Source organism: Mycobacterium colombiense (assembly GCF_001672755.1).
Classification (GTDB): domain Bacteria; phylum Actinomycetota; class Actinomycetes; order Mycobacteriales; family Mycobacteriaceae; genus Mycobacterium; species Mycobacterium colombiense_C.
Genome location: NZ_LZKI01000168.1, coordinates 1 through 19,107 on the forward strand (window position 1 = coordinate 1; position 19,107 = coordinate 19,107).

Sequence of the window (19,107 nt, forward strand, 5' to 3'; positions counted from 1 at the left end):
GGCTGCGGAGCAATCCTGGGAACAGGCGGCGACTGTGGTGGCGGCGCCACCCATGGCACCGGGCTTTGTCCGGCTCGCACCCTGAGAGAGTGACTTCGCTCGGCGGCCCGCGGGGCCGTTCGTGCTCGCGCATGCGACAGCGGGGGGCATGTGCGGCGACGATCGCACTCGGGAGCACTATGAACGCGTGAAACCGTTCCGCATAGACGTTCCCGACGATGTCCTCGACGATCTGCGATCGCGCCTGGCCCGCACGCGTTGGCCCGAGGCCGAATGCGTGGACGACTGGAGCCAGGGCGTGCCGTTGGCCTACACCCGCGAACTGGCCGACTACTGGGCCAGCGGCTACGACTGGCGTTCGCGGGAGGCCGCGCTCAACCGCTTCGATCAGTTCACCACCGAAATCGACGGGCTGGACATCCATTTCATCCACCAGCGATCCCCGCACGCCGACGCCTTACCGTTGGTGATCACGCACGGCTGGCCGGGCTCAATCGTGGAATTCCACAAGGTGATTGAGCCGTTGACGAATCCCACCTCGGGCCGCGCCGAGGACGCCTTCCACATCGTGTGTCCGTCGCTGCCGGGCTACGGCTTCTCGGGCAAGCCCACCCACGCCGGCTGGGGCGTGGAAAAAATCGCCGAGGCGTGGGAAACGCTCATGTTGCGCCTGGGCTACGACCGCTACGGCGCCCAGGGCGGCGACTGGGGTGCCGCGGTCACGACACAGATCGGGCGCAATGCCGGCCACTGCGTGGGCATCCACCTGAACATGCCGGTCGGCCGGCCCACCAAGGACTCGCTGACGAACCCGACCGAGGAGGAGCAACGAGCGCTGGCCGGGCTGGCCAACCACCGCAAGTGGGGCACCGGCTATTCCAAGCAACAGTCCACCCGGCCGCAAACACTGGGCTACGGCCTGGCCGATTCGCCCGCGGGACAGCTGGCCTGGATCGTCGAAAAGTTCTGGGACTGGGCCGATTGCGATGGGCATCCCGAGAACGCGGTCGACCGCGACGAGCTGCTCGACAACGTGATGGTGTACTGGGTCACCAACACCGCCGCGTCCTCGGCGCGCCTGTACTGGGAGAGCTTTGCGGTGTGGGGCCGCGGGGACCGCGTCGAATTGCCCACGGGCGTCGCGGCTTTCCCCGGGGAGCTGCTCAAGGCACCGCGCAGCTGGTGCGAGCCGGTCTACAACATCACTCACTGGACGGACATGCCGCGGGGCGGGCATTTCGCGGCGTTCGAACAACCGGAGCTGTTCGTCGAGGACGTGCGCGCGTTCTTCGCGACCGTGCGCTGAACGATCAGCCGGGCGGGGCGAAGAACTCCAACGCGATGCCGTCCGGGTCGCGGAAACTCAGCCCCGAGCCGTACGGCGCATCCACGATGCCGCCGTGCTCGATGCCCAGTTCGCCCAGCCGGGCGACCCACTGCTCCAGCTCGCCGCGGCTGGCGCAGCCGAAGCCGACGTGGTCGAGGCCGACGCGATGTTCGCTGAACTGTTCGTCGGGGGCCTGGTGATCGTGCTGGTGAATGCCGAATACGGTGCCGCCGTCAAGCATCCACACCTGGTGGTGGAAGCCGGCGTCGGTGTGCTCATCGAGGATCGGGTCGGCTCCGAGCAGGTTGCGATACCACGGCCCGCTGACGTCAAGGTCGCGCACCGTGACCGCAACGTGGTTGAGCGCTGGAAAGGTCATGCCTTGCCACGCTAGTCCGCTCTGCGCGGTTTGCCGACCATCGGGCCGCTGGCCGAGTACCCACCGTCCACGGCCAGCGCGGCGCCGGTGACGAAGGATGCCTCGTCGCTGGCGAGAAACAATGCGGCGGCGGCCAATTCGGCGGGTTCGCCCCACCGTGCCATCGGCGTCGGCAGGTAACCGCCGGGCGGCACGTCGTCGTCGGGTTCGGCACCGGCCAGGCCGGTATAGGTCATGCCGGGGCAGATCGCGTTGATGCGCACGTTCGACTTGGCGTAATCCAGCGCGGCGGATTTCGTCATCTGCACCACCGCGGCCTTGGCTGCGGCGTAGCAGGACAGGCCTTTCCAGCCGACCAGCCCGGACGCCGACGCGGTGTTGACGATGGCGCCGCCGCCCGCCTCGAGCATCGCGGGGATCGCGTATTTCATGCCGAGGAACACGCCTTTGAGATTGATGGCCAGGATCTTGTCGAACATTTCTTCGTCGGTGTCGGCCAGCGCCGCGTGTGGCCCGCCGAATCCCGCGTTGTTCAGCAGCACATCCACCCGGCCGAAGCGGTCGACGGCGGTGGCGACCATGCGTCGGACGTCGGCGGCGTCGGTGACGTCGACGTGCACCGGCAGCGCGACATCGCCGAGCCGGGCGGCGATCTCGCGCTCCCGCCCGCTGACGTCGGCGCAGACGACGCGGGCTCCCTCTTCGGCGAACCGGCTGGCCGCGGCCCACCCGATGCCGGAACCCGCGCCGGTGATGATGGCGACCTTGCCCGCCAGACGATCCTGTGCCATCTAGACGATCCGCCGGCCCTGGCGCGCGCGGGATCGCATGTCCCACAAATAGAGCCGGTAACCGAAGATCCAGGCCGAGTGGGGGATCAGCCGGTCGGCCAGCCGCAGTGCCGTCAGCAGCCACTCGAAGCGGCGCTGCCGGTCAGGCGACCAGTCCAGCCGCATCAACTCCCGGAACTCGGGAGCCAAAAACCCCGTCGTCGCGAACAGGTTGAACGGCCCCGCCAGCACCCGCAATGGCCACGGCAGGAAAGCCAACGCGGCCACGCCGTGCAGGTGCTCACGCACCGGGGGGTCGATGCGCAGCTCGTCGAGGGACCGTTTCCAGTACTCGTCGAACGCGGCCCGGTCCGGCGGCCACATCCACTCGGGCACTTGCAGCGTCGTGCCCAGCTTGCGGGCGTCTCGGTAGATCGCCTCGGCCGCCGGGTCATCCAGCGGGCCGTGCAGGAACTCGTGCTGGTCGACGAAGTACCGGTACAGGCACGCGGCCACCCACAGCTGCAACTTGGGGTCAAAGGCGTTGTAGGACACCGGGCTCGACGATGTCGACCGGACCTGCCGGTGCGCGACGTCGACGGCCGCGCAGATCAACGCCCGGTCGTAGTCGGTCCCGATGGTCGCCGCCGCCAGATAGGTGCCGGTGGTGCGGGCCCGCTTGAACGGATGCTTGTAGACGTTGCCGCTGTCCACCGGGCTTTCCAGCACGCCATAGCCGACGCCGGGCAACGACAACTGCATGATGACGTTCGCGGCGGGCAGCAACGCCGCCGCCGGGTTCAGCAGGTCGGCGATGCGGGTCGCGGGCCGCTTCACCGCGGACCACGCCTGCTGGGGCTCATGCCTTCGAGTAGACCATCGCCGGATCGGCGCGATCAATGATCTCCGCGTTATATCCGCCCGAGAACGGGCACGCCTGGGCGGATGAGCACCGAACCTGGCAATTCAGGCTGTGGTGGACGCTGGCCGTCCTGATCGTGCTGGTCATCGCCGTCGTGATCCTGGTGGTCGCCTAGTCGGCGGGGCGCGAGGGTGTGAGACGCTGCCGAAGTGGTTGCGCGGCGGACCCGGATCGCGGGCGTGGCGATCGGCTATCTGGCCGACCGCGCGCTGGGCGACCCGCGCCGCGGCCATCCGGTCGCGCTGTTCGGCCGGGCCGCGGCGGCGATGGAGAATGTGACCCACCGCGACAGCCGGTTCGCCGGCGTGGTCCATGTCGGAGTGCTGATCGGGGCGCTGGGCCTGCTGGGCCTGGCAGTGGAACGGGCCGCGGCGCGGCACGGCCGGGTGTGGTCGATCGCGGCGGCCGGCGCGGCCACCTGGGTCGCGCTGGGCGGAACGTCGTTGGCGCGCACCGGCCTGGACATGTCGGAGCTGCTGGAACGCGGCGACCTCGACGCCGCACGCGGGCTGCTGCCGTCGCTGTGTGGGCGTGATCCGGCGTCGCTGGACGAAGCCGGCCTGGCCCGCGCGGCACTGGAGTCGATCGCCGAGAACACCTCCGACGCCCAGGTGGCGCCGCTGCTGTGGGCGGCGGCCGGCGGCGTGCCCGCCGTGCTGGCGTATCGCGGCATCAACACCCTGGACTCGATGGTGGGTTACCGCTCGCCGCGCTATCTCCGATTCGGTTGGGCCGCAGCGAGATTCGATGACATCGCCAACTATGTCGCCGCACGGGTGACCGCGTCGCTGGCGGTGCTGCTGGCGCCGCTGGTCGGCGGGTCACCGTCGGGTGCGGCGCGGGCCTGGCGCCGCGATGCCGCGCGCCATCCCAGCCCCAACGCCGGCGTCGTCGAGGCGGCCTTCGCCGGGGCGCTCGACGTGCGCCTGGGCGGTCCCACGCAGTACCGCCACGAGCTGCAGATGCGGCCCACCCTCGGCGACGGCCGGCCGCCGGCGGTGACCGACCTGCGGCGCGCGGTGGCCCTGTCGTCGCTGGTGCAGGCCGGCGCCGCGGTGTCGGCGGGACTCGTGGTGTACCTGTCGGGTTACCGCCGCCGGCCGTAGCGGTCGGCGAGTTTGGCCTCCACGGACTGCGGTACGTCGGGCGCTTCGGGCGTGGGCACCACCTCGGGCGACGGCCGGTGTTGCTTCTCCTGGCGGCGGGCGCGGATCTCCGAGTAGGCGAAGTAGCCCAATCCGATCGGGGCGAGGATCCCGAACGCGATCCACTGGATGCCGTAGGACAGGAACGGGCCGGCGTCCAGCTGCGGTACGCCGATCACGCCGAGGCCGCCGGGCTGACCGTCGATCAGTTGCAGGTAGGACCCGGCCAGCGGGACCTTGGTCAGCACCGCCACCTGTTCGGTGTCGATCGAATACACCTGCTGCACACCGTCTCCCACGAAGGGATCCTTGTTCAGGGCGGCGGTCTCGGAGTTGCGCAGCCGCGCCGTGATGGTCACCGGCTGCGTCGGGGGGCGGGGGATGGGCGGGACATGGGACCCCTCGAGGGGCCGCACGTAGCCGCGGTCGACCAGGACGGTCGGGCCGCCGTCGACGACGAACGGCGCCAGCACCTCGAACGCCGGTTTCGAATCGATCACCCGCAACCGGGCCAGCACCTGCACGTCTGGCAGGTAGTGCCCGGTGGCGGTGACCTGGCGCCACTGCGCACCGGGAGCCGCTGAATTCTGCTGCGGCAGCAGTGTTTTCAGCGGGACGGGCGCGGTGTTAAGTGAGGATTCGATCTGGCGGTTCTCCTGCGAGGTCCTGCTGTGCTTGCCCAGCTGCCAGGGTGCGAGCACCGTGAAGCACAGGTAGGCAAAGGCGACGACCACCAGGGCCAGCACGATCCAGCCCGGGCGCAGCGGAAAGGGCAGGCGGCGCATCACGTGGATCCGTTCTGCTCGAGCCGCTCGTCGACCCAGTCGTGCAGGCCCGGCAGCGCGGCCTCGATGACCGTGTACACGCGCTCGAAGTCGCCAATGTCGCCGTAGTAGGGGTCGTCGACGTCGGGGGTGTGCGCGCCGGTGCGCGGATCGAAGGACCGCAGCATCCGGACGCGGTCCTCGTCGGCGCCCAGGTGGCGCAGCATCCGGGCGTGGTTTCGGTCCAGGGCCACCACCAGGTCGGCGCCCAGGTGTTCGGTGTCGACCTGGGTGGCGCGGTGCTCGCATGCGTAGCCGTGGGCGCGCAGCACGCCGGCGGCGCGCTCGTCGGCGCACTCACCGACATGCCAGTTGCCGGTGCCGGCACTGCTCACCCGCACCGCGTCGGCCAGGCCGCGCCGGCGTAGCTGGTCGGCGAACATCTTCTCGGCCATCACCGAACGGCAGATGTTGCCGGTGCACACGAACGTGACGTGCAGCGGCTCGCTCGTCATGGCCTCAGACACCCAGCGCCCTCCGTAATTCGTCGATGGTCGCGGCGTGCATCACGCCGGACGCGGCCGCGCGGTCGGGAAAGTCGGCCTTGCCGTAACCCCAGCCGACCACCACGGTGTCGATGCCGTGGGCGGCCGCGCCGTGCACGTCGTGGCTGCGGTCACCGACCATCAGCACCCGCTCGGGCAGCGGTTCCAGCTGCGACAGGGCGTGGGCCAGCACTTCGACCTTGGCCTTGCGCGAACCGTCCGGGCTCGCGCCGGCGATGACCTCGAAGTGCTGGTCGAGCCCGAAGTGGGCGAGGATGCGCCGCGCCGTCGGCTCCAGCTTGGAGGTGGCCACCGCCAGCCGGACACCGGCGGCGCGCAGGTCCACCAGCAGCGCCTCGATCCCGTCGAAGAGCGCGTTCATCGCCCAGCCCCGGGCCCCGTACTCGACGCGAAAGGCCGCGATCGCCTCCTCGGCGTCGTCGCCGAGCTCCATGGCCCGGAAGGTGTCGTCCATCGGCGGGCCCACGATCTGCGCGACGAGGTCGCCGGGCGGCACCGGGGCGCCGATGTGCTCGAGCGCGTGCAGGAAGCTGGCGACGATCCCCTCCGCGGAGTCGGTCAGCGTGCCGTCCAGATCGAAGATCACCAGCTGCGCCCCACCCGGGGCGGTGGCGTCGCCGGGGGCCCGGCGATCGGCTGACGTTGTGCCTGTCACCTCACCATTGTCCTTGATGGGTGTAGCCGGGTGTGACGGTGTTGCTCCGCCCGGGCCGCACGGCCCACTAGTGTTTCACGGATGGCGAGTCTGAACCTGAGCCCGCCTGCGGCGCGCTACCACGGTGATCAGGCCGTCGCGCCCGGGATGCTGGACTTCGCCGTCAACGTCCGGCACGGCCAACCGCCGGAGTGGCTGCTGCGACGGCTGGCCGAGCGGCTGCCCGACCTGGCGCGCTACCCGAGCCTCGACGACGTCCACCGGGCGCAGGACGCGGCCGCCGAGCGGCACGGCCGGACCCGCGACGAGGTGCTGCCGCTGGCCGGTGTGGCCGAGGCGTTCGCCCTGCTGGCCAACCTGCGTCCGCGGCGGGCGGCGATCATCGCGCCGGCGTTCACCGAGCCGGCCGTGGCGCTGACCGCGGCCGGGGTGCCGGTGCACCACGTCGTGCTGGAGCCGCCGTTCGGCCTGGCCGGTGCGGCCGTCCCCGACGACGCCGACCTTGTCGTGGTGGGTAACCCCACCAACCCCACCTCGGTGCTGCACACCCGCGAACAACTGCTGGCGTTGCGCCGGCCCGGACGGATCCTGGTGGTCGACGAGGCGTTCGCCGACTCGATCCCCGGTGAGTCGCAGTCGCTGGCCGGTGACGCGCTGCCCGACGTGCTGGTGCTGCGCAGCCTGACCAAGACGTGGGCGCTGGCCGGGTTGCGGGTGGGCTACGCGCTGGCTTCCCAGGAGGTGCTGGCGCGGCTGACCGCGCAGCGGGCGCACTGGCCGGTGGGGACGCTGCAACTGACGGCCATCGCGGATTGCTGCGGCCGCCGGGCCGTCGCCGACGCGGCGGCCGGGGCGGCGCGATTGGCCGGGCTGCGCGCCGAGATGGTGACCGGGCTGGCGTCGGTGGGCGCCGAGGTGGTCGACGGCCGGGCTCCGTTCGTGCTGTTCCGCACGCCCGACGCGGTCCACATACGAAAGACCCTGCATGACAGGGGAATTGCCATTCGCCGCTGTGATACGTTCGTCGGCTTGGACGAGCGGTATCTGCGGGCCGCGGTGCGCCGCGAGTGGCCGCAGTTGGTGCAGGCGATTTCGGAGGCGGTCACGCCGCAGAGCATCGGAGGGCCGCGGTGAGCGTGAAGCTGGCCGACGTCATCGCGGTGCTCGACGAGGCCTACCCGCCGCGGCTCGCCGAATCCTGGGATTCGGTGGGCCTGGTGTGCGGTGACCCCGACGACGAGCTCGAGTCGGTGACCGTTGCCGTCGACGCGACGCCGGCGGTCGTCGACGAGGTTCCCCGGGCGAGCCTGCTGCTGGCCCATCACCCCCTGCTGTTGCGCGGGGTGGACACCGTGGCGGCCAGCACCCCGAAGGGCGCACTGGTGCACCGGTTGATCCAGAGCGGGCGCTCGCTGTTCACCGCACACACCAATGCCGACTCGGCCCGCCCGGGCGTCTCCGACGCGCTGGCCGAAGCGCTGGGCCTCAGCATCGAGGCCGTGCTCGAGCCGGCATCGGACGCACCCGACATCGACAAATGGGTCATCTACGTGCCCGCCCAGAACGCCGAAGCGGTGCAGGCGGCGGTGTTTGCGGCCGGGGCCGGCCATATCGGGGACTACTCGCACTGCAGCTGGACCGTCAGCGGCATCGGGCAGTTCCTGCCGCACGAAGGCGCCTCGCCCGCCGTGGGCAGCGTCGGCAATGTCGAGCGGGTGGCCGAAGACCGGTTCGAGGTCGTCGCGCCCGCGCGTTCCCGGGCCGCGGTGCTGACGGCGATGCGAGCCGCCCACCCCTACGAGGAGCCCGCGTTCGACATCTTCGCGATGGTGCCCCCGCCCGGCGACGCCGGATTGGGCCGCGTCGCGACGCTGAAACGCCCGGAATCGTTGCGCGACTTCGTCTCCCGTGTCGACGCGGCGTTGCCGCGCACGTCCTGGGGAGTGCGGGCGGCGGGCGACCCCGACATGCCGGTGTCGCGGGTCGCCGTGTGCGGCGGCGCCGGGGATTCGCTGCTTTCCGCCGCGGCCGGCGCGGGCGTGCAGGCCTTCGTGACCGCCGACCTGCGCCACCACCCGGCGGACGAACATCGCCGGGCCTCCGATGTGGCTCTGATCGATGTGGCACATTGGGCGAGTGAATTCCCTTGGTGTGAGCAGGCCGCCGGCGTGCTGCGGTCGCGTTTCGGTACGGAGCTCCAGGTGCGGGTGAGCTCGATACGCACCGACCCGTGGAATGTCGAGCGCAATGGCAACGAGTCCGGGGGTGACAGGTCATGAAAGCCGAAGTGGCACAGCAGCGTTCGCTGCTCGAATTGTCGAAATTGGACGCCGAGCTGTCCCGCATCACGCACCGGGCCACGCACCTGCCCGAGCAGGAGGCCTGCGAGCGGCTGCAGGTGGAATTCGAGGCCGCAGGTGACCGGCTGGCCACGGTGCGCATCGCGCTGGAGGACATCGACGCCCAGGTGGCACGGCTGGAGGCCGAGATCGACTCGGTGCGCCAGCGCGAGGACCGCGACCGCTCGCTGCTGCAGTCGGGGGCGACCGACGCCAAGCAGCTGTCGGACCTCCAGCACGAGCTGGAGACCCTGCAGCGTCGTCAGACCAGTCTGGAGGACTCGCTGCTCGAGGTGATGGAGCGTCGCGAGGAGCTGCAATCGCAGCTGGACGGCGAGCAGCAGACACTCACGTCGCTGGAGGCCGAGATGGCAGCCGCGCGTGAGGCGCTCGACGCCGCGGTCGCCGAGATCAGCGAGGCCCGCGACCTGCAGTCGTCGCGGCGTGACTCGCTGAGCGCCGCACTCGACCCGGCGCTGTCCGCCCTCTACGAACGGCAGCGGGCCGGGGGAGGCGCCGGCGCCGGGCAGCTGCTGGGGCGCCGGTGTGGGGCTTGCCGGCTTGAGATCGACCGCGGTGAGCTGTCCCGCATCTCGGCGGCCGCAGAAGACGATGTGGTGCGCTGCCCGGAATGTGGCGCGATCCTGTTGCGGGTCAAGGGGTTCGATCAGTGAAGGTCGTCATCGAGGCCGACGGCGGATCGCGCGGCAACCCCGGCCCGGCCGGATACGGCGCGGTGGTGTGGACCGAGGACCGCGCGACCGTGCTGGCGGAGGCCAAGCAGGCCATCGGCCGGGCAACCAACAACGTGGCCGAATATCGGGGCCTGATAGCCGGTTTGGACGACGCCCTGAACCTGGGCGCCACCGAGGCGGCCGTGTACCTGGATTCCAAGCTGCTGGTGGAGCAGATGTCCGGGCGGTGGAAGGTCAAGCACCCCGACCTGATCGAACTGCACGCCGAAGCCCGAAACCGGGCACGACGGTTTGAGCGGATCACCTACTCGTGGATTCCGCGGGAGCGCAACACCCACGCCGATCGGTTGGCCAACGAGGCGATGGACGCCGCGGCCGAGGTCAACGGCGTGATCGAAAAGCCGGAACCGGCCCAACAATCCGCCCCGGCGGAAAAGACCGAAGCCACCCCGTCGGCGCCCGGCTGGACCGGCGCACGCGGCACCCCGACCCGGCTGCTGCTGCTGCGCCACGGCCAGACCGAGTTGTCGGTGCACCGCCGCTATTCGGGCCGTGGCAACCCGGCGCTTACCGAGGTGGGGCGGCGGCAGGCCGACGCGGCGGCCCGCTATCTGGCTCAGCGCGGCGGGATTTCGGCGGTCTTCGCCTCCCCGCTGCAACGGGCTTACGACACCGCCGCGGCCGCCGCCAAGGCGCTCGGCCTGGACGTCACCGTCGACGACGACCTGATCGAGACCGATTTCGGGGCGTGGGAGGGGCTGACGTTCGCCGAGGCCGCCGAGCGTGACCCCGAGCTGCACGGCCGCTGGCTGCGCGACACCAGCGCCGCCCCGCCGGGCGGGGAGAGCTTCGACGCGGTGGCCGATCGGGTGTCGAGTGTTCGCGACCGGATCGTCGCCGCGCACCAGGGCACCACGGTGCTGCTGGTGTCGCACGTGACGCCCATCAAGATGCTGCTCCGCGAAGCGCTGGACGCCGGGCCCGGCATCCTGTACCGCCTGCACCTCGACCTGGCGTCGCTGAGCATCGCCGAGTTCTATTCCGACGGAGCGTCTTCGGTGCGTCTGGTCAACCAGACGGCGTACCTGTAGCGTCACTCCTGCTCTTGGTTGAGTCGTGGGATCAAGCCGCCGGCCAACACATCCTTGACTTGTCGTGGTGACAGTCGATGCCGCACCGCGAATGACGACTTTTTGCCGACGTTGTCGACCTGTAGGACATCCTCTTCATCGATCGCGTTCAGATGCTCGATGCGGAGGGTATCGTCCTGGTCGATCGAGTCGTAGTCGTCGGGATTCTCGAACTCGAGCGCCAAAATCCCGTAGTTGGCCAGGTTTTGCCAGTGAATACGTGCGAAGGACTTCGCGATGACAACGCGCAATCCGAGGTAGCGCGGCGCGATCGCGGCGTGCTCACGCGAGGATCCTTGGCCGTAGTTGTCTCCGGCGACAATGATGTGCCCTCCGTCGCCGGCCTTTTGAGCCCGCTCGGGGTAGGAGTCGTCGACCCGGGTGAAGCTGAACATGGCGAGCTTGGGGATGTTGGACCGAAGCGGAAGAGCCTGGACGCCGGCCGGTGAGATTTCGTCGGTGGAGATGTTGTCGCCGAGCTTGAGCAGCACCGGCGCCTCGAGTTCGTCTGGCAGCGGTGACAACTCGGGCAGGCTGGAGATGTTGGGCCCCTTCACGGGTTCGACGCCTTGTGCCTCCTCCGCGTCCAGGGGAGGGACCAGCATCGCCGTGTTGACGGAGTTGCATTCGGGCAGATCGAGTTTCGGGTAGTCCATCCGCTCCTGTTTGGCCCAGTCCCGCGGATCGGTGATCACTCCCGTCAGCGCCGATGCGGCAGCGGTCTCGGGCGAGCACAGCCAGACCGCATCCTCCTTGGTGCCGGACCGGCCGGGGAAGTTGCGCGGCATCGTGCGCAGCGAGTTGCGACCGACCGCGGGAGCCTGGCCCATGCCGATGCATCCCATGCACCCCGCCTGGTGGATACGCGCGCCGGCCACCACCAGATCCAGCGTCGCGCCCATCTTGGTCAGGTCGGCCAGGATCTCGCGTGACGTCGGGTTGATGTCGAAGCTGACCTGCGGGGCGGTCTGGCGTCCCGCCACCATCGCGGCCGCGATCGCGAAATCGCGCAGTCCGGGGTTGGCGCTGGACCCGATCACGGCCTGGGCGATCTCCTCGCCGGCGACCTCGCGAACCGGCACCACGTTGCCCGGCGACGACGGTTTGGCGATCAGCGGCTCGATCTGCGACAGGTCGATGGTGTCCTCGACGTCATACGCGGCGTCTTCGTCGGCCAGCAACTCGGTCCAGTCGTCCTCGCGCTCTTCGGCGCGCAGGAATTCGCGCACGGCTTCGTCGCTGGGAAACACCGTCGTCGTGGCGCCGAGTTCGGCTCCCATGTTGGCGATGACGTGACGGTCCATGGCCGTCAGCGTCCTCACGCCTGGACCGTGGTACTCGATGATCCGGTTCACCCCGCCCTTGACGTCGTGGCGCCGCAACATCTCCAGGATCACGTCTTTGGCCGAACACCACGGGGGCAGCTCTCCGTCGAGCCGCACGCCCCATACCTCGGGCATGCGGATGTGCAGTGGCCGCCCCGTTATCGCGAGCGCCACCTCGAGGCCGCCGACGCCGATCGCGAGCATGCCCAGCGATCCCGCCGCCGGAGTGTGGGAGTCGGAGCCCACCATCGTCTTGCCGGGGATGCCGAAGCGCTGCATGTGAGTTGGGTGCGAGACACCGTTGCCCGGCTTGGAGAACCACAGCCCGAAGCGTTGCGCCGCGGTGCGCAGGTACTCGTGATCCTCGGCGTTCTTCTCGTCGCCCTGCAACAGGTTGTGGTCGACGTACTGCACGCTCACCTCGGTGCGGGCGCGATCGAGCCCGAGCGCCTCGAGTTCCTGCATTACCAGCGTGCCTGTCGCGTCCTGGGTCAGCGTCTGATCGATGCGGATCGCGATCTCTTCTCCCGGGGACATCTCCCCGGACTCCAGATGCGAGCTGATCAGCTTGTGAGCGACGTTCATGGCCATACCTCGGGTTACCCCGGTACGGCGTGTTCTAGCGCGCTTCGATGGCCGGCGTTTGCCGCCGTCCCGGTGTTCAGCGCGACAGCGTGATAGCGCTTTCCGGACAGTTCCGTTCGGCCGTGGTGGCCTGCGCTTCCAGTTCGCCGGACACCTCGTCGAGCAGAACCAGGCAGTGTCCGGCCTCGTCGGCGTCGAAGACGTCGGGCGCCAGGGTGTAGCAGCGTCCGTGCCCGGTGCACCGGTCGGGGTCGACGGCGACGCGAGTCATTTGCGCCCCTCCTCCTCATCGCTTCGCTCTGCATCGTCGCCGGCGCGAGTCATGACACCGGGAAGACCAGCGGCAGCGACTCCACCGAGCGCAGTGCCGCGGTGTATGTCAGCTCGGTGCCGGGCTTGATCTGGTAATCCGGGATGCGACAGTGGAATTCACGCAACGCCACCCGAAGCTCCATACGGGCCAGGTGCGAGCCGAGGCAGCGGTGCGGCCCGCCGCCGAAAGCCCGGTGCCGGTTGGGGTTGCGGGTGAAGTCCACCAGCTCCGGGTCGGGGAATTCGGCCGGGTCGGTGTTGGCCGCCCCCAGTAAGGGGCTGACCCGCTCGCCCTTGCTGATCGGACACCCGCCGACCTCGACGTCCTGGATGGCCACCCGGGCGACGCCGGGCACCGGTGTCTCCCAACGCAACAACTCCTCGACCGCGCCGGGCAGGACGTCGGGCTGCTCGACGAGTTGATGACGGTGATCGGCGTGGCGCGCCAGATACACGAAGAAGCAGTCGAGCGAGTCGGTGACCGTGTCCAATCCGGCGATGAGGAACAGGAAGCAGATGTCGAGCAGCTCCTCGCGCGACAGTGGCTGGCCGGCCTCGTCTTTGAAGTTGGCCGCGATCATCGCGGACAGCACGTCGTCGCGCGGGCTGGCGATGTGGTCGTCGATCGCGCGGTCGAAGTACTCGTAGATCTGTTGAGCCATTCCCGCGGAGCTCTCGTGGCGGCGGTCGTGGCCCGAGTCGCCCTCGGGACGGATGACGCCGTCTTTCCACACCAGGAATTGGTCGAGGTCGCCCAGCGGCAGGCCGAGCAGCTGCAGGAAGACGGTGCAGGGCAGCGGCACCGCGAACTCGGTGTGGAAGTCGCACTCGCCGCGGCCGGCGAAGCGGTCGATCATCTCGTTGACCAGCTCGGTGACGCGTGGTTCGCGCCGGGCCATCTCCCGCGGAGTGAACAGCGGATCGAGGATCCGCCGGTACTTCGCGTGCTCGGGCGGATCGATCTGCAGCGGGATCAGCGGCCGCACGTTACCCAGGTCGACCGCATCCATGTTCGACGAGAACAGCTCGGTGTGTTTGAGCGCCATTTCGATGTCGGCCAGGCGGCTGAGAACGACCGCCTGCGGCGACCGGAACACGGGAGTGGTTTCGCGCAGCGCCTTGTACATCGGTTGCGGCTCCGCGAGCCCCGTGACCGTCTGGTCGACGAAACTTTCGGCTTCGGTCATGCGGTCAGCCTGGCACCGGCGTGCCCGCTGGGCAATGGTCTGACGCGGATCAACTGTGCAGGTGGAGCCGCTCGCCGTGCGCTCCGAAGATCATGATGGCCTCCACCGGCCCGTCCACCACGCCGAACCAGTGCGGTGTCCAGGTCGAGAACTCGACGGCTTGGCCGGGGTCGATGGTGAAGTCGCGCTCGCCCAGGATGAGCCGCATCCGGCCGGAGAGCACATACATCCAGTCCTGACCCTCGTGTACCGGCAGCTCGTCGGGCGGGGTACGGCGACGCGCGCTGACCCGGACCTTGAACGCGTGCAGGCCGCCGGCGGGGCCCTGGCGGGTCAGCGGCCAATAGGTGACGCCGTGGTGGGTGTGCGCGGCGCCGCGCACCCGCGGGTCCGGGGTGGGCGGCGTCTGCAGCAGCTCGTCGGTGCTCACCGACAGGGCCCGGGCCAGCCTCGGCAGATGATCCAGTGCCAGACGGCGTTTCCCGGACTCGAGGCGGCTGAGCGTCGAGACGTCGATGCCGGCGCACTCGCCGACCTCCTGCAGCGTCAGGCCTCGCTGCACCCGCAACTCGCGCAGCCGCCGGCGCACCAGGAGGTCGATGTCGGGGGTGGTTTTTGCCTGCATGGCAATTCAGCTTGGCAAAACCTTACCGGGTAGGCAAGCTCGCGGTGTGGACAATTCGTGCAAACCTGATGATCCCCAGCGGTTCTGGGAGGAGCGCTACAGCTCGGTGGAGCGAGCGTGGAGCGGACGGGTCAATCCCCGCCTGGCCGAGGTGGCCGCCGGCCTGCCGGCGGGCCGGGCGCTCGACCTCGGCTGCGGTGAGGGGGCCGACGCGGTGTGGCTGGCCGAGCGCGGCTGGCAGGTGGCGGCCGTCGATATCTCGGCTACCGCGCTGCAGCGCGCCACCGAGGCCGCATCGTCGCGGAACTTGCTCGCACACATCGACTTTCAGCGACATGACCTCAACGAGAGCTTCCCCGAAGGGGTCTTCGACCTGGTCTCCGCGCAGTATCTGCACTCCCCGGCGCGACTGGAACGCGACGGGGTGCTGCAGCGGGCGGCCGAGCGGGTGGATCGTGGTGGGGTGCTGTTGATCGTCGACCACGGGGCGCCCCCGCCGTGGGCGGAGCATCACGATCACCACTTCGCCGGTATCGAGGAGGTCCTCGGGTCGCTGCGCCTGGGCGCGCCGCGGTGGGTGCGGCTGCGGACCGAGGCCGCCGACCGCGAAATGGTCGGCCCGAACGGGGAAGTCGGGACGATGGCCGACAACATCATGGTGTTGCGGCGAGAGGGATAGTCCCGGCTAGGCCGCGTCGTGAAAGATCAACCCCATCGCGTAGCGCTCGCCGGAGCGAACGACCGAGACGCCGTGGCGCACCGGCGCCGCGGACCAGCCCCGGGCCGAGGGCACCGGACGCTCCCTGGTGGTGAAGACATACCCCTGTCCCTGCGGCAGTTGCGTTGCCATGCCGCGGGATTGGGCCCGCGGCCGCTGTTCGACGAGCAGGAATTCGCCGCCGGTGTAGTCGGTCTCGGGGTTGCTCAGGTTGATGACGACCTGGAGCGGGAAAACCAAGTCACCGTACAGATCCCGGTGCAACGCATTCCAGTCGCCCACACCGTATTTCAGCATCAGGGCGGTCGACCTGGACTGACCGGCGGCGTGACAGGCCGCCAGCCAATCGTCGAGGCGGTCCGGCCAGGGTGCGTCCCGGCCGAGCTTGCCCCACCAATCGCGCGCTATCGGCAGCAGCCGGGGATACAGGGCCTGCTTGAGCTCTTCGATCGGTTCGGGGTAGGGCGCGTGGAAATAGCGGTATTGCCCCGCGCCATAGCGTTTGGGCGCCATGTCGATGGTCGACCGAAACAGGTCGTCGTCCGCGTAGAGCCTGCGCAGCCGGGCCGCTTCACCCGACGTGACCAGCCGCGGCAGCAGCGCGCCGCCGTACTCGTCGACCGCGGTGGCGATGGCGTCCCAATCGCCGGTGTCGACACGCTTTTTCCATCGGTCCATCCGGTCCACGATAGAGCCGCGCGAGCGATAGTTGCTGGCACCGGCATGCCGCAGGTAGTACCGTGGTTCGTCGCGGACGAGTTGGCCGGGCGGCCGCGGACCGTCACAAGCGGTTCGAGGAAAGTCCGGACTTCACAGAGCAGGGTGATTGCTAACGGCAATCCGAGGTGACTCGCGGGAAAGTGCCACAGAAAACAGACCGCCACCCTCGCGGTGGTAAGGGTGAAACGGTGCGGTAAGAGCGCACCAGCATCCCGGGTGACCGGGGTGGCTAGGCAAACCCCACCCGAAGCAAGGCCAAGAAGGCCGCACCTCTGGTGCGGCCGCGCAGGCGTTCGAGGGCTGCTCGCCCGAGCCTGCGGGTAGGCCGCTCGAGGCACCCGGTGACGGTGTGTCCAGATGGATGGTCGCCGCCGCGCCGCCGTTGCTTATGCGCGGCGGCGGGGAACAGAATCCGGCTTACAGGCCAACTCGTCCGCCTTCTAATGTCCCGCTTTGCGGACCGCCTTGGCGAGTTCGCGCAGGGTGTCGTCGAGGTCGTCGCGGCAGCGGTCGGCCAGGTCGGCCTCCCGCTGATACAACAGCCCATAGGTGAAGGTGTCCTCGCCGGCCGCGTGCGCGATCTCGGCCTCCTGACGCAGATGCTCGCGGCTGACGACGCTGTCTTGATGGTCACCGAGCAGGGACTGGACCGCCTTGGCCTGTTCGGACACCTTCGCCGCGCCGGTGGCGGACGCGGTGTAGCGAAGTCGCTTGGCGCGCTTGCGGATCCGATGGATCGCCTCGTCGCGTTGGTGCGGGTCGTCCGGGTGCTCGCGGTCGACCTGGGCGGCGGCCTTCTGGGCCTTGCGGACCTTCTTGTAGGCGGCCTCGATGGTCACCGGCGGGTGCTCCTCGGCCGTGGCGGCGCCCGGGGTTTCGGCGGCTATCAGGTCGAGGGAGTCCAGCAGGCGGAAGTACCGCTGCGAGCGCATGGCGATCAACGACCGGCGCAGCCCGGTCTGGTAGCGCCGCTGGGCGCCCCCGACCAGGCGTTCGCGCACCGGTCCGCGTACCAATTCCGGTGCGAGCCCGTCCAAGTCGCGCTCGTATCGCTCGGCGAGCACTTCGGCGTCGCGCGCCACGCCCAGGATCGCGGCGAGCTCACGCAACTCGTCCAGCACCCAGCCCTCCTCGGGCAGCCCGAACGACTCCTGGTAGTCCCGCAGCAGGCTGCGCAGCTTGCGGGTGGTCACCCGCATCTGGTGGATGGAGTCGTAGGCGTCGGCGCGTACCGCGCGATCCCACACCACCAGCTCGCGGACCTGCTCGGCGATCGCGCGCTGCAGCGGGTTTTCGGACGGCGTGGCGCCGTTGGGTGGCGTGCCGAGCACCCGCGCCAGCTTGGAGCCGTGACCAGCCGGGGCGGCACCGGCGTCCAGCAGCCGGTTGCTCAACCGGTTCAGCAGCTCGACGCCGGCCGTCCCGTTAGAGAGCCCACTCGCTTCGAGGAGCTCCAATTCCCACTCGCGCCACTCTTGTTCGGTCGGCGCGTCGGTGTCCTCGGATCCCCGCGTCGACCACGCGGTGACATGGTCGTTGCTGAACTCGGCCAGCGCGGTGCCCGCGGCGTCGTACAGCACCTGGGTCTCGCGCCGGGTGGTGATGCGCGCGACGGGCTGCAGCGGGCGGTCGCGGACGATCGCCAGCACCACGTCCGTCAACTCGTTGGGCACGGAGTCGTTTCCGTCCGATGCGTCCAGCGGCAGGCGGACCTCGGTGCGGGCGTCGGGGCCGGACGGCAGCTTCAGGTGCCAGCCCGCGTCGGAACCACCGGTGCGGCGGCGCAGGGTGATCTTGTTGCGCGCCAAATCGTGTATGGGGGTGTCGAAGTACGTCGCATCCAGGGTTTGCGCGGGTGACTTGTCGACGTGGGCGACCGCGGCGATCCCCTCGAACGAGGGCGACACGGTGGATTCGACCACGTCGAACTTGCGCTCGACCTCGAGGTGACGCGAGGGTTGCGGCGCTTTTGCAGGCATCTTCGGCTCCATTGAGGGCGCGTTGGGCGCGTCACCGCGGCCGTGAACAGATCGGATGGGAAATGAGCACCCATAGCCTGCCACACCGAAGCGACGAGGCCGCCGCGGATCGGCCGGCGAGTGAAACGCCCGTCGCGGCCGCGCTTACGGCGGCGGGGGAGGAGGCGGCGCGTCGTCCTCGGGCAGCGGCGCATAAGCGGCCGGCGGCGGGACGTAGCGTTCGATGTTGTCGGCGATGTTGGAGCACCCGCTGACCGAGACGCGCCGGCCCGCGCTCACACACACGGTCGCCTCCGCCCGGTTGGCGGAATGCGCGGCAACCACAATTGCGGGAGTTGCGGCCAAGCCCGAGAACACCAGCACTGCGGCAAACCAGCGGCGCCGAATCATCTGCGGTCTCCTTCCTGCCACCCGTAAAGCATTCTGCCGCCGCGGCCCGGCCGACGGGCCGAGATCGGAGAATGGCTCCATATTTGTTTGCCGGTGATTAACGTATGCGCGGCGAGAAAACGCCTTAAGGTTTCGGTACGGATGACGGCCGCGGTTGCGGATGCCCGACGAAGGAGCGTTTCCATGGTGTCTTTTGTTCGCCCGGCGGCCCGAGTTGTTGCCGGCGCAATGGCGGCCGGCGCGGTCAGTGTGGCAATGCTTTTCGCGACAGCGGGTTCGGCCGCCGCGGACTGGCCGATGGACGATCCGGAGCCGGCGCCCTCGTCGCAACCGAATTGCACTGCGGCCGACCTTGCCCAGGTCTCGTCGGGCGTGGCCGCGGCGACGTCGGCGTACTTGTTCACCCACCCCGACGTCAACGCGTACTTCACCAGCTTGAAGGGTCAGCCGCGCGACGACATGCGTGCGCAGCTGAAGCAGTACATGGACGCCAACCCGCAGACTCACGCCGACCTCGAGGGCATTCGCCAGCCGTTGACCGACTTCCAGAATCGGTGCCGCTGACCGATCCCCG

At 69.5% G+C, this 19,107-nt stretch carries 22 protein-coding genes and 1 other RNA gene; 10 read left to right on the forward strand and 13 right to left on the reverse strand.

The annotated features are described in order from the left end of the window. The first annotated feature begins 187 nt into the window (after nt 1–187). Complete coding sequence (locus tag A5708_RS21710; protein WP_081293045.1) at nt 188–1,306, forward strand: epoxide hydrolase family protein; 1,119 nt, start codon at nt 188–190, stop codon at nt 1,304–1,306. A gap of 4 nt (nt 1,307–1,310) precedes the next feature. Here the strand turns inward: A5708_RS21710 and A5708_RS21715 are convergent, their stop codons facing one another. From A5708_RS21715 to A5708_RS21725, 3 genes are read right to left on the reverse strand one after another with little or no spacing between them, the layout of a single operon-like run. After that, on the reverse strand, nt 1,311–1,706 hold the full coding sequence (locus tag A5708_RS21715) for a VOC family protein (protein WP_065030599.1): 396 nt from the start codon (nt 1,704–1,706) through the stop codon (nt 1,311–1,313). Nucleotides 1,707–1,717: 11 nt separating this feature from the next. Next, entirely contained in the window at nt 1,718–2,497 is a 780-nt protein-coding gene (locus A5708_RS21720) for an SDR family NAD(P)-dependent oxidoreductase (RefSeq protein WP_065030600.1), read from the reverse strand. Then, nucleotides 2,498–3,313, reverse strand: a complete 816-nt coding sequence (locus tag A5708_RS21725; RefSeq protein WP_065030601.1) for an oxygenase MpaB family protein — start codon at nt 3,311–3,313, stop codon at nt 2,498–2,500. A gap of 62 nt (nt 3,314–3,375) precedes the next feature. On the opposite strand from A5708_RS21725, the gene A5708_RS27005 reads away from it, so the two are divergent. Both A5708_RS27005 and A5708_RS21730 read left to right on the forward strand, forming a co-directional pair. Continuing rightward, a complete protein-coding gene (locus A5708_RS27005) occupies nt 3,376–3,513 on the forward strand; it encodes a hypothetical protein (protein ID WP_155766126.1) in 138 nt (45 codons plus the stop codon). A 34-nt stretch (nt 3,514–3,547) separates the two neighbouring features. Beyond that, nucleotides 3,548–4,504 (forward strand): cobalamin biosynthesis protein, encoded by a 957-nt coding sequence (locus A5708_RS21730; RefSeq protein ID WP_065030602.1) that lies wholly within the window; start codon nt 3,548–3,550, stop codon nt 4,502–4,504. Here the strand turns inward: A5708_RS21730 and A5708_RS21735 are convergent. From A5708_RS21735 to A5708_RS21745, 3 genes are read right to left on the reverse strand one after another with little or no spacing between them, the layout of a single operon-like run. Next, a complete protein-coding gene (locus A5708_RS21735) occupies nt 4,486–5,328 on the reverse strand; it encodes an SURF1 family protein (protein ID WP_065030603.1) in 843 nt (280 codons plus the stop codon). The two genes, A5708_RS21730 and A5708_RS21735, sit on opposite strands and share 19 nt — an antisense overlap. Continuing rightward, nucleotides 5,328–5,822, reverse strand: coding sequence for a low molecular weight protein-tyrosine-phosphatase (locus tag A5708_RS21740; protein ID WP_065030604.1), 495 nt, complete (start codon nt 5,820–5,822; stop codon nt 5,328–5,330). The genes A5708_RS21735 and A5708_RS21740 overlap by 1 nt, the downstream gene beginning before the upstream one ends. Nucleotides 5,823–5,826: 4 nt before the next feature. After that, nucleotides 5,827–6,528, reverse strand: coding sequence for an HAD-IA family hydrolase (locus A5708_RS21745; protein ID WP_196772712.1), 702 nt, complete (start codon nt 6,526–6,528; stop codon nt 5,827–5,829). Nucleotides 6,529–6,609: 81 nt separating this feature from the next. Here A5708_RS21745 and cobC point away from each other — a divergent pair, with 81 nt between their 5' ends. Genes cobC through A5708_RS21765 form a run of 4 tightly spaced genes read left to right on the forward strand, consistent with a single transcriptional unit; the run spans nt 6,610 to nt 10,653 of the window. After that, complete coding sequence (gene cobC, locus A5708_RS21750) at nt 6,610–7,662, forward strand: Rv2231c family pyridoxal phosphate-dependent protein CobC (protein ID WP_065030605.1); 1,053 nt, start codon at nt 6,610–6,612, stop codon at nt 7,660–7,662. Then, nucleotides 7,659–8,807, forward strand: a complete 1,149-nt coding sequence (locus A5708_RS21755) for a Nif3-like dinuclear metal center hexameric protein (RefSeq protein ID WP_065030606.1) — start codon at nt 7,659–7,661, stop codon at nt 8,805–8,807. Before cobC ends, A5708_RS21755 begins: the two co-directional genes overlap by 4 nt. Then, nucleotides 8,804–9,541 carry a zinc ribbon domain-containing protein gene (locus A5708_RS21760; RefSeq protein ID WP_065030607.1) on the forward strand — a complete coding sequence of 246 codons (738 nt, stop codon included), beginning with the start codon at nt 8,804–8,806 and terminating at the stop codon, nt 9,539–9,541. The genes A5708_RS21755 and A5708_RS21760 overlap by 4 nt, the downstream gene beginning before the upstream one ends. Next, nucleotides 9,538–10,653: a bifunctional RNase H/acid phosphatase gene (locus A5708_RS21765; RefSeq protein ID WP_065030608.1), complete on the forward strand. Its 1,116-nt coding sequence runs from the start codon at nt 9,538–9,540 to the stop codon at nt 10,651–10,653. The genes A5708_RS21760 and A5708_RS21765 overlap by 4 nt, the downstream gene beginning before the upstream one ends. A 2-nt stretch (nt 10,654–10,655) precedes the next feature. Here the strand turns inward: A5708_RS21765 and A5708_RS21770 are convergent, their stop codons facing one another. The 4 genes from A5708_RS21770 to A5708_RS21785 form a co-directional block, all read right to left on the reverse strand. Next, nucleotides 10,656–12,608 carry an aconitate hydratase gene (locus tag A5708_RS21770; protein ID WP_065030609.1) on the reverse strand — a complete coding sequence of 651 codons (1,953 nt, stop codon included), beginning with the start codon at nt 12,606–12,608 and terminating at the stop codon, nt 10,656–10,658. Nucleotides 12,609–12,678: 70 nt separating this feature from the next. Further along, nucleotides 12,679–12,873 (reverse strand): ferredoxin, encoded by a 195-nt coding sequence (locus A5708_RS21775; protein WP_065030610.1) that lies wholly within the window; start codon nt 12,871–12,873, stop codon nt 12,679–12,681. 49 nt (nt 12,874–12,922) lie between these two features. Next, nucleotides 12,923–14,101 (reverse strand): cytochrome P450, encoded by a 1,179-nt coding sequence (locus A5708_RS21780; protein WP_065030611.1) that lies wholly within the window; start codon nt 14,099–14,101, stop codon nt 12,923–12,925. Between the two features lie 49 nt (nt 14,102–14,150). After that, nucleotides 14,151–14,726 (reverse strand): helix-turn-helix domain-containing protein, encoded by a 576-nt coding sequence (locus A5708_RS21785; RefSeq protein WP_065030612.1) that lies wholly within the window; start codon nt 14,724–14,726, stop codon nt 14,151–14,153. A 46-nt stretch (nt 14,727–14,772) separates the two neighbouring features. Here A5708_RS21785 and A5708_RS21790 point away from each other — a divergent pair, with 46 nt between their 5' ends. Then, the gene (locus tag A5708_RS21790) at nt 14,773–15,405 is read left to right on the forward strand and encodes a class I SAM-dependent methyltransferase (protein WP_065030613.1); all 633 of its coding nucleotides are present in this window, start codon (nt 14,773–14,775) and stop codon (nt 15,403–15,405) included. A 6-nt stretch (nt 15,406–15,411) separates the two neighbouring features. Here A5708_RS21790 and A5708_RS21795 read toward each other — a convergent pair whose 3' ends face one another. Further along, nucleotides 15,412–16,122: a 2OG-Fe(II) oxygenase gene (locus A5708_RS21795; RefSeq protein ID WP_065030630.1), complete on the reverse strand. Its 711-nt coding sequence runs from the start codon at nt 16,120–16,122 to the stop codon at nt 15,412–15,414. A 77-nt stretch (nt 16,123–16,199) separates the two neighbouring features. Here A5708_RS21795 and rnpB point away from each other — a divergent pair. After that, an RNA gene (gene rnpB / locus A5708_RS21800) (RNase P RNA component class A) lies at nt 16,200–16,600 on the forward strand. A 4-nt stretch (nt 16,601–16,604) separates the two neighbouring features. Here rnpB and A5708_RS21805 read toward each other — a convergent pair. Next, the gene (locus A5708_RS21805; protein ID WP_065030631.1) at nt 16,605–18,143 is read right to left on the reverse strand and encodes a CYTH and CHAD domain-containing protein; all 1,539 of its coding nucleotides are present in this window, start codon (nt 18,141–18,143) and stop codon (nt 16,605–16,607) included. 144 nt (nt 18,144–18,287) lie between these two features. Then, complete coding sequence (locus tag A5708_RS21810) at nt 18,288–18,533, reverse strand: hypothetical protein (RefSeq protein WP_065030614.1); 246 nt, start codon at nt 18,531–18,533, stop codon at nt 18,288–18,290. 183 nt (nt 18,534–18,716) lie between these two features. Here A5708_RS21810 and A5708_RS21815 point away from each other — a divergent pair, with 183 nt between their 5' ends. Beyond that, on the forward strand, nt 18,717–19,097 hold the full coding sequence (locus A5708_RS21815) for a heme-binding protein (protein ID WP_231117983.1): 381 nt from the start codon (nt 18,717–18,719) through the stop codon (nt 19,095–19,097). Nucleotides 19,098–19,107: the final 10 nt, after the last annotated feature.